The following is an 8,398-nucleotide window of genomic DNA, read 5'->3' on the forward strand; positions in this document are numbered from 1 at the left end:
CCGGTCTCATCATCACACCCAAACTCGGTGTCCGTGAAACTTGCAGCAGCCCAGTCCGGAAATACCCTGAATGGCTACTCCAACGCGCCAAGCGATGAGCTGCGGTCATGATCAGCCGTATGGCCGCCTTCGATTGTGCAGGCGGCTACGAAGCGGTCGCTTGTCGACTTCAGCTTTGGGCACGACGCTGCCGGTAGTTGCTAAGAGTTAGGCTGGTAACGAATCAAGCGGCGCCGTCATGCGAAGAAAAATCACGGGTGCCGAAGAAAATCTAGGGTCAATCGATTGAAGGCGGTGGCATGCTCCCATTGCGCCCAATGCCCACAGCGCGGCAGGACGTGCAGGTGGGCATCGGGCACGCTCCAGATGATCTTCAGTCCGTGGTCCAGGGGCACGAAACGGTCGTCGCGACCCCACACCACCAGGGTCTTGGCCTTGATCTCGCCGAAGCGATGCGAAACATCCCAGGCCGACAGCGGCACCTTCTGTGCGCTGATCAGGAAGTTCTTCAGATGGTCCGGGCTGCGCTGAATGCTTTCCCAGCGGCCCTGGACCAGTTCATCGGTGATGAGCGACTGGTCGTAGATGAACACCTGGATCATCTGCTTGAGGTTTTCAAAGCTGGGTTCGGCGTAAAGCTTGAACAGCAGCTTGATCCCCTCCAGGGGCATGGGGCAGAACAGGCTCGGCCCCATACCCCCCGGCCCCATCAGCACCAGCTTGCCGAGACGATCGGGATACTCGAGGGCGAAATTCAGCGCGCTGGCTCCGCCCATCGAGTTGCCTACCAGATGGGCTTTCTTGATGCCCAGTGCATCCATGAGCCCTTTTACCGCGCGGGCATTGACCAGCCCGCGCTGCTCGTCCATCACCAGCGCATCCGACTTGTTGAAGCCCGGCGAGTCCTTGAGGATCACGCGGTAGCCCGCGTTGACGAAGGGCTCGATGTTGCGCGAGTAGTTGCTCCAGCCACCGGCACCGGGGCCGCCGCCGTGCAGCATGATCACGGCTTCGCCGGTCTCGGGGCCGGCTTCGTTGTAATGGATCAGGAAATTGCCGAGTCCCTTTTCATTGATGCGGACCTGACGGCTGGTGGCTGCTTCAGTCAAATTGCTCATGGTGGTCTCCAGAACTCGCTATGGGATGTGAAATAGGAAAACAGCCCGCCCGCATCAACCCGGCGCGCGCAGCGGCTTGTGGCCCCACATGCTCGGTACATCGTGGCGACCCACCGACCAGGCCGCATCCACCACGCGCGCACCCCAGCCGAACTCGACTTCCACGCCCGATGGCGAGGCGCAGTAGAACGACACCATCTGGTCGTTGCTGTGCCGGCCAATGGTCGTGGTCAGGCAGTTGTCGCCGCCGAGGCGGTCGAAGGCATAGCCGACGTCGTCCAGCGACTTCACTTCGAGCATGAAGTGGTGGATGCGCTTGGGCACCGGGAATGCCGCCAGCGCCAGCGTGTGGTGACGACCGTTGCAGTGCAGAAAATAGGTCGGGATGACCATGCCGGGCGCGAGCGTCATGTCGATGACGTCGGTCAGGCGGAAGCCCAGCACCTCGGTGTAGAAACGCAGCGCGACCTGGGCATCCGCCACGATCCGGACGAAATGGCCGATGCCCTGGTCGCCGGTAAGGAAGCCGCTGACACCGGCGCTGGCGACGAAGGGTTGATCGCTGACTTCGCTGCCGCCGTAATAGATCTCCAGTGGCAGGCCGAAAGGATCGGCAAACTCGATCAGACCGAGCACCTTGCGCTTTCGCGCCAGCGCCTCGGAGCCGACCCGCACCTCGACACTCGCCTTGCGCAGCGTGTCGGCCATCTTGTTCATCGCGGCCTCGCTGGCCACTTCGTAGCCGGCATAGGCCAGATCGTCTTCCTGGCCTTCATGCACGGCGATGCGCCAGGCGCGCGAATCCATGCGAAAGCAACTGGCGTCCGGCTGTGCCGCCGCTTCCATCAGCCCGAGCTGCTGACCCAGGAAACGGCGCCAGGCCGGCACATCCTTGACTGCAAAACCGAGGTATCCAAGACGCTCGACGCTCATTGCGTGTCTCCTTTCAGAAGTTTCAGTTTTTCCGGCAGATCATGACCGCCGGCAGCGGAAAAGAAGCCGCGCACGCCGAGTCCGCCGTCGTAGTTCAGCAGGGAGCCGGTGGCCGGCACCGCATCGCTGCGCGATGCGAAGAACACATAGGCCCCGGTGTATTCCTCGACCGTCGGCATGCGGCCGATCGGCAGCACGTTGGCCAGCATGTCGGCCAGCGGCACCGAGGAAATGGATTGTTCGCTCAGCCCCAGCGAACTCGGCCCGCGAAGATCGGTGCCGATGCCGCCGGGGGCCACGCCATTGACGCGCACATGCGGCGCCAGTTCGAAGGCGAGTTCGCGCACCAGCCCCACCACCGCGTGCTTGGAGGCGGTGTACAGCGGACCGCCGCCATTGGGATAGAAGCCGGCGTTGGAGATCGTGAAGATCACGCTGCCACGACTTTCGACCAGGGCCGGCAGGCAGGCCTTGACCGCGAGCAGATAGCCCTTGACGTTGACATGGAAAATCTCGTCGAAGGCGGCGTCGATGCGGTCTTCCGGCAGGTCGACCAGCGGCGTCGAGTAGTCCCAGATGCCGGCATTCGGAATCACGCAATCGATGCGGCCGAAGCGCCCGATGCAGCTTGCGGCGGCCGCCTTCTGGTCGGCCATCGAACGGACGTCGCCGACACAGCCGATCACCTTGTCGCCATGCGCCGCTTCAATCGCCTCCAGGCGCTCGGCGGACTTGTCGAACACGGCCACGCGGGCACCCTCGGCAACGAAGCGGTCGACGAGCGCGCGCCCGAGGCCCGATGCTCCGCCGGTGATCAGGGCCACCTGGTCCTTGAGTCTCATGTCTCTCCCCCTCTCGATCGTTATCGTTATTGGTGTTCAGCGCGTGCCCGTCGAAGGGCGGGCACGCAGCAGGTCACGAAGGTTGGTCGCCGGATCACTCAGCGCCGGCAGGCTCACCGGGGTTCCGGCTTCCACGAGCCGGGTGGCTGTGGCGAAGTCCTTGGTCGCGTCCACCGACATTGCAGCAGCGACGGCACCGCCGTGTACGCGCAGCATCAGCAGCGGATGGCCGGACTCCGCATCGCCGCGCAGCAGCCAGCTGCCCGGGCCTTCGAAGTCGCCGATGGTCTGGATACGATGACCGGCGATCTCGGTCCACGCGCGCGGAACCTGTGGCGAGGGTTCGGCGCGGCCGAGCATGGCGGCAGCAGCCGTAGCCGCCTGGGCCTGGCTGTTCAGATAGGTTTCCAGTGAGCGCTGGCCGCCCTCGCGCAGCGGCCAGCACGCGGCATCGCCCGCTACGAACAGCTCAGGACAGGCGCTGAGGCCGGTGGCATCCACCGGCACACCGCGCACGCAGGCCAGCCCGGCCTGCTGCGCCAGCGCCGTATCCGGCTCGGCCCCGATGCTGATCAGCACCGTGTCCGCCGAAATCCGCAGGCCATCGGCGAACGCCACGGCGCGCGCTCGGCCACCCTTGCCCTCGAACGCAGTGATCCGGGCATTGCGCTGAACCACCACACCGAGCGCTTCAAGCCGTTCCCGGCACCAGGCCCCGAGCCGGCGGCCCAGCACGCGCAGCAGCAGTTCATCGGCCGATTCGAGAATCCTGACTTCGGCGCCGGCCTTGCGTGCCGTCGTGGCGACCTCACAGCCGATCAGTCCGCCACCGACGATCAGCAGCGACATCCCTGGCCCGATACGGCTGCGCAGCTTTGCGCTGTCGGCCTGATCGCGCAGGCTCAGCACGCCATCGAGTTCGGCACCCGGCAGGCTCAGCGTCCTGGCACGGGCACCCGTGGCCAGCAGCAGGCGGTCGTAGGTCAGGCTCGTGCCCGCAGGCAGATGCAGCCTGCGACGCGCAGGCTCGATCCGCTGCACGCGCTCACCGGCATGAATCTCCACGGCGGCATCGGCATACCAGGCGGCGTCGAGCAGCGGCGGGGCTTCCACCGTAGCGCCGGCCAGTACCGACTTCGACAGCGAGGGGCGGTCGTAAGCCGGCACCGGCTCGTCGCCGAACAGGTGGATGCGTCCGTCGTAGCCTTGGTCGCGCAGGCTGAGCGCGGCCGAAGCGCCGGCCAGTCCGAAACCGACGATGGCGATGTCCCGGATCACGGCATTGCCGGTGCCGCGTCGAAATCGACGAATACCTCGTCGCCCTCGACCCGCACGGCGAAGGTTCGCAGCGCGCCATTGGCCGGTGCCGAACGCACCTTGCCCGTTCTCACGCAGAACTTGCCCATGTGCAGCGAGCATTCGACGACATCGCCATCGAGGTAGCCGTCCGACAGCGACCACTCGCCGTGCGTGCAGCGATCCTGGGTGGCGAAGAACTCGCCGTTGACATTGAACAGCGCCAGCGGAATCGCGAACTGCTCCAGCTTCAGCGCTTCACCCTCGGCCACCTCGCTGCGGCCGCAGACTCTCACGAACGCCATGGTCTGCTCCTCAGAAGAAAATGCTGAGGTTGTTCGACATCAGCGTGCCCTGGTCGATCAGGATGGTCCGCCGTGCGATCTTGAAGCGCATTCCGGTGTCGCTGCGGCGCAGCACGTCACGACGCTCGCCCGCGAAGATGTCGACCTGCCGTTCGAGGCGGTTGCGGTAGACCAGGAAAGCGGAACTGACCTCGTAGCTGTCGCGCTCGCTGCCGGGGCTGATCATCACGTTGGTGACCATGTGGCGAGTGCGCGAGGGCGGGTTCTCGGACCAGCCGAACTCGCTCAGGGCCTTGCGCACGCGGCCATACATGGTGGCGTAGGTGTCATCGAAGTGAGCGAAGTCACCGTCGCCGCTGTACTCAAGACTGGCCTCGCGCATCATGCGGGTGGTGCGCAGCGGCATGAAGTAGCGCAGGTCCGCTTCCATCAGGCCCAGCCAAGCCTCGTAGGCGCGGCTGTCGAGCAGCGCCGCCTCACGGTAGTAGAACTGCTCGATCTCCTGCTGCAGCAGCGGATCGGTGGGCTTGGTCCCCATCTGCATCAGACGGGCGACGTCCAGTTTTTCAATCGTCATGGTGGTGCTCCGGAATTGGCGGTCGGCAGGCAGGCATCAGGGCTTGAGCGTGTCCCAGCTGGGCTCGGACATCATCCGCGCCCAATGCTGGTACATGCCGCGCGCCGCCTCTTCGCCGTAGACGTAGCCGATGCGGCCGGGGAAGTTCGGATCATCGGTACGCGAGCGGCCCAGCCCCATCTGCGCATTGAGCGGCCGGCTGCGCGCCTTGTGGCCCCGCAGCACCTTCTGGATCTCCACCCAGTTCTCGCCATCGTCCTGCTCCAGTACTCCGCCGGCGGAGAAGGTGCGGATGTTCTGGCGGCGGAACTGTTCCTTGATCTCGGGCGGCGCATCCGCATCGACCAGGGCAAAGGCCCAGACCTCGATCTCGTTCGGGCCACGCGGATGCCAGGTACGAATGGTGTTGATGCCCGGCAGGAACGAACAGGTCGGGAAGATGGTGGTGTGCTGTCCGAACATGCGCTTGGCCGGCATCTGATCGAGGCGAGCGTCGGCGACGTCAGCCGCTGCGCCCTCGGTCCAGTACTGCGTGACCTGCGGCCCCATGACGCCCATCAGGATGCCGGGTTCGTCCACGTACCAGCCGGCACCATGGCCGCCCCAGGCGGCACGGAACTGGTTGCCCTGGGTGGGAATCTGGGCGTCGGCCAGGCTCATCTCCGGCGGCATTCCCGCGAGCAGGCCCGAAAGGTGCGACACCGTGCCCGCGTGGTACATGTCGCTGCAGAACTGCTCGGCCGCGAACTTCCAGTTGCAGGGGATCACCCACTTCTGGATGCCGCCAATGGCCTCGGTGCCGGCCGGCGTGCGATCGAGCATGACATCCATGTAGGGCTTGGCGTCGCCGATGTAGGTTTCCAGATCGGGCGCTTCGGCATCCCAGTTGGCGAATACCAGGCCCTTGTAGATCTGCACGCGCGCCTGCAGCGGCCCCCAGTCGGCCTTGTCGAAGCCGCATTCGTGCTCCTTCTTCGAGCAGTACGCGGTGTCCTCGTAGGGCACGCTGACCAGATTGCCGGCGATGTCGTAGGCCCAGCCGTGATAGCTGCAGGTGAACGCCTTGGCATTGCCCGCATCCGATCGGCAGATGCGCATGCCGCGATGACGGCACTGGTTGAGGAAGACCCGGATGCTGCGGTCCTTCTGGCGCGCCATGATGACCGGGTCTTCGCCCATGTAGGTGGTCAGATAGTCACCGGTCTTGGGCACGTGGCTGACGTGTCCGAGCAGCAGCCAGGAGCGCGCGAACACGCGCTCCAGTTCCAGCTCGTAGAGGTCCGCATCGGAGTAGATGCGCGGGTCCAGCAGACCCTTGTCCTGATCCACCAGCGCGCGAATCGCGTCCGGCGTCCAGGTCCGCTTGAACCGCAGCGGTGATTCCGCCGCGGCCTTGTTCGTGTCACTCATGTCTCACTCCTCCAATGACCTGCGCCTGTGCGGCGCTATGAACTTTCTGTTCAACCGACAACAACACGACCGGCCGGCGGCAGCAGCCCGTGCTGGCGCACCGCCTCCAGCGAAGCCTCGATATGGCATTTCAGCAGCGACGCGGACAGTTCCTCGTCCCGAGCCAGCGCGGCATCGTGCAGCGCCTGGTGTTCCGCATGCACATCGCGCTCTGGCGACGGGTGATGGGCCGTCAAGCGCCGATACCGCTCCATGTGCAGGTACAGCACGGCGCGAAAGCGCCGTGACCACGGCGAGGGGCAGGCACTCAGCAGCGCTTCGTGGAAGTCGCGATTGCAGCGCTCCCATCGCTCGAACCAGACACCAGGATTCTTGATCGTGCGCGGATGGATACACGACAGCCGGTCAAACGTGGACGTGACCTCCGACTGCCATTGATCGCCACCCAAGCGGACGCTCTGGCGCAGGGTCTCGCACTCGATCAGCACGCGCGTGCGCGTCAGGTCTTCCATATCGGCCAGCGACATCGGTGCCACGCGAAAACCACGCTGCGCCTCGGCTTGTGCCAGGCCTTCGGCCACCAGCAGGGACAGTGCTTCGCGTATCGTTCCACCGCTTACCTCGTAGCTGTCCTTGAGATGCGCCACGGCCAGCCGAGAGCCCGAAGTCAGGTGCCCTCCCAAGATGTCGCGACGTAACCGATGCACGGTCCACTCGATCAGGCTGCGTGCAGGGCTACTGTCGCAAGCAGCATTACCAGCTTCGAAAAAATGCTGCGCGTTTCCTTCCACCTAGCATTCCCTCCAGTCTTCGGTGAACTGCGTAAAACCAGCTGCGCTGCTGAAATGTACACCCCGCTTTATCAAAATGTCGATATTTTCTAGCACGGTTTCAAATACCAAGTGCAACACTTTCAAAGGAGGTTTTGCATGAGGAGTCGATAAGAGCAGCTAAGCGCGGAAGAGCGCGCGGTGATCATGGTGATGCGCAGCACGGGAGCGAGTGTCCGGGGCGGTAGCTGAGCAGTTAGGCCATTCGGCGAGCATGATTTCACGCGAGCTTCGTCGGAATGGTGATCGGAGCGCATCGGGCCGTTCTCCGCTGGGCCGGGCATGAAAGGCAGGCGAGGTTGGCTATAACGCGACGCGGGCCGGTCATCGCGCTCGGCGACTGCGCCGAAAATCCCGGCGTCTGCGCGAGCTGAGCAAGTGGAGCCTACTCTGGCAGCCGGTGGTGGGGTTGTCGGCAAGGTGGGTGGCAGCATCGTCATGGTTGGCAAGCCGGCCTTCCTGCGCGATGAAAAAGTCGAAGGTCTGGAAGCGCTGGAATCGCAGGCCTTCGCTTTGCAGGAGGACGGCAAGACGGCGATGTTCGTCGCCATCGATGGAAAGCCCGCCGGGATTGTCGCGGTTGCCGACCCGATCAAGGCCAGCAGCGCTGAGGCCATCCAGTCGCTTCAGGCGCTCGGCCTGAAGCTGGTTAGTAAGCGTCCGGTGACTACCTATTGACGAAACCGCGCTTGAGCCGAGCGAGCCGTTTGTTCGCGGCGTCGATGTCGAAAGCGAGCGGATCGAAAGGCCCGCCGATCCAGGTGAGCATCTCGTCCTTCTCCTCGCAGTCCTGTCCGGCGAGGACGGCGATGAGGTCCTCGTAGCCGGGCACGCCACCGCAGTCTTCAGGCGGACAGGCAAATTCGCCGGCAAGGCAGACCGGGGTTTTCAGTTCCGGGGACGGTTCGAGCACCCGCTCGATCTTGACCTCGTGCTCCCAGCCATCGCCGAAGTCGTAGCGATAGATGAAGCGCATCTTGGGCCCGACGACATCGATGAGCCGGACCTTACGTTCATCGGCCGGCGGATCGTCGTCGATAGGGTCGTTGAGGACCATGCCGTAGCGCTTTCCGCGGATCTCGAATTC

The 8,398-nt window shown here is 64.4% G+C and carries 10 protein-coding genes; 1 reads left to right on the forward strand and 9 read right to left on the reverse strand.

The window, feature by feature from the left end:
- Window positions 1-251: 251 nt before the first annotated feature.
- From bphD to ACTIGJ_RS16090, 8 genes are all read right to left on the reverse strand, one after another.
- On the reverse strand, window positions 252-1,118 hold the full coding sequence (gene bphD, locus ACTIGJ_RS16055) for a 2-hydroxy-6-oxo-6-phenylhexa-2,4-dienoate hydrolase (protein ID WP_293371668.1): 867 nt from the start codon (window positions 1,116-1,118) through the stop codon (window positions 252-254).
- 54 nt (window positions 1,119-1,172) lie between these two features.
- Window positions 1,173-2,051 carry a biphenyl-2,3-diol 1,2-dioxygenase gene (gene bphC, locus ACTIGJ_RS16060; RefSeq protein ID WP_293371670.1) on the reverse strand — a complete coding sequence of 293 codons (879 nt, stop codon included), beginning with the start codon at window positions 2,049-2,051 and terminating at the stop codon, window positions 1,173-1,175.
- Entirely contained in the window at window positions 2,048-2,893 is an 846-nt protein-coding gene (bphB, locus tag ACTIGJ_RS16065) for a cis-2,3-dihydrobiphenyl-2,3-diol dehydrogenase (RefSeq protein WP_293371672.1), read from the reverse strand. The genes bphC and bphB overlap by 4 nt, the downstream gene beginning before the upstream one ends.
- A 36-nt stretch (window positions 2,894-2,929) precedes the next feature.
- Window positions 2,930-4,171, reverse strand: a complete 1,242-nt coding sequence (locus tag ACTIGJ_RS16070; protein ID WP_293371674.1) for an NAD(P)/FAD-dependent oxidoreductase — start codon at window positions 4,169-4,171, stop codon at window positions 2,930-2,932.
- Window positions 4,168-4,494: a non-heme iron oxygenase ferredoxin subunit gene (locus ACTIGJ_RS16075; RefSeq protein WP_293371676.1), complete on the reverse strand. Its 327-nt coding sequence runs from the start codon at window positions 4,492-4,494 to the stop codon at window positions 4,168-4,170. The genes ACTIGJ_RS16070 and ACTIGJ_RS16075 overlap by 4 nt, the downstream gene beginning before the upstream one ends.
- A 10-nt stretch (window positions 4,495-4,504) precedes the next feature.
- On the reverse strand, window positions 4,505-5,038 hold the full coding sequence (locus ACTIGJ_RS16080; RefSeq protein WP_366943345.1) for an aromatic-ring-hydroxylating dioxygenase subunit beta: 534 nt from the start codon (window positions 5,036-5,038) through the stop codon (window positions 4,505-4,507).
- Between the two features lie 69 nt (window positions 5,039-5,107).
- Window positions 5,108-6,481, reverse strand: a complete 1,374-nt coding sequence (locus ACTIGJ_RS16085) for an aromatic ring-hydroxylating dioxygenase subunit alpha (RefSeq protein ID WP_293371680.1) — start codon at window positions 6,479-6,481, stop codon at window positions 5,108-5,110.
- Window positions 6,482-6,531: 50 nt separating this feature from the next.
- Complete coding sequence (locus ACTIGJ_RS16090) at window positions 6,532-7,272, reverse strand: GntR family transcriptional regulator (RefSeq protein ID WP_293371682.1); 741 nt, start codon at window positions 7,270-7,272, stop codon at window positions 6,532-6,534.
- A gap of 417 nt (window positions 7,273-7,689) precedes the next feature.
- On the opposite strand from ACTIGJ_RS16090, the gene ACTIGJ_RS16095 reads away from it, so the two are divergent.
- Entirely contained in the window at window positions 7,690-7,989 is a 300-nt protein-coding gene (locus ACTIGJ_RS16095) for an HAD family hydrolase (protein WP_293371684.1), read from the forward strand.
- On the opposite strand, the gene ACTIGJ_RS16100 is transcribed toward ACTIGJ_RS16095, so the two are convergent.
- The coding region (locus tag ACTIGJ_RS16100) for a plasmid pRiA4b ORF-3 family protein (RefSeq protein ID WP_439641332.1) at window positions 7,979-8,398 on the reverse strand (420 nt) is incomplete at its 5' end. The genes ACTIGJ_RS16095 and ACTIGJ_RS16100 overlap by 11 nt on opposite strands.

The organism is Nevskia sp. (assembly GCF_051860985.1).
Classification (GTDB): domain Bacteria; phylum Pseudomonadota; class Gammaproteobacteria; order Nevskiales; family Nevskiaceae; genus Nevskia.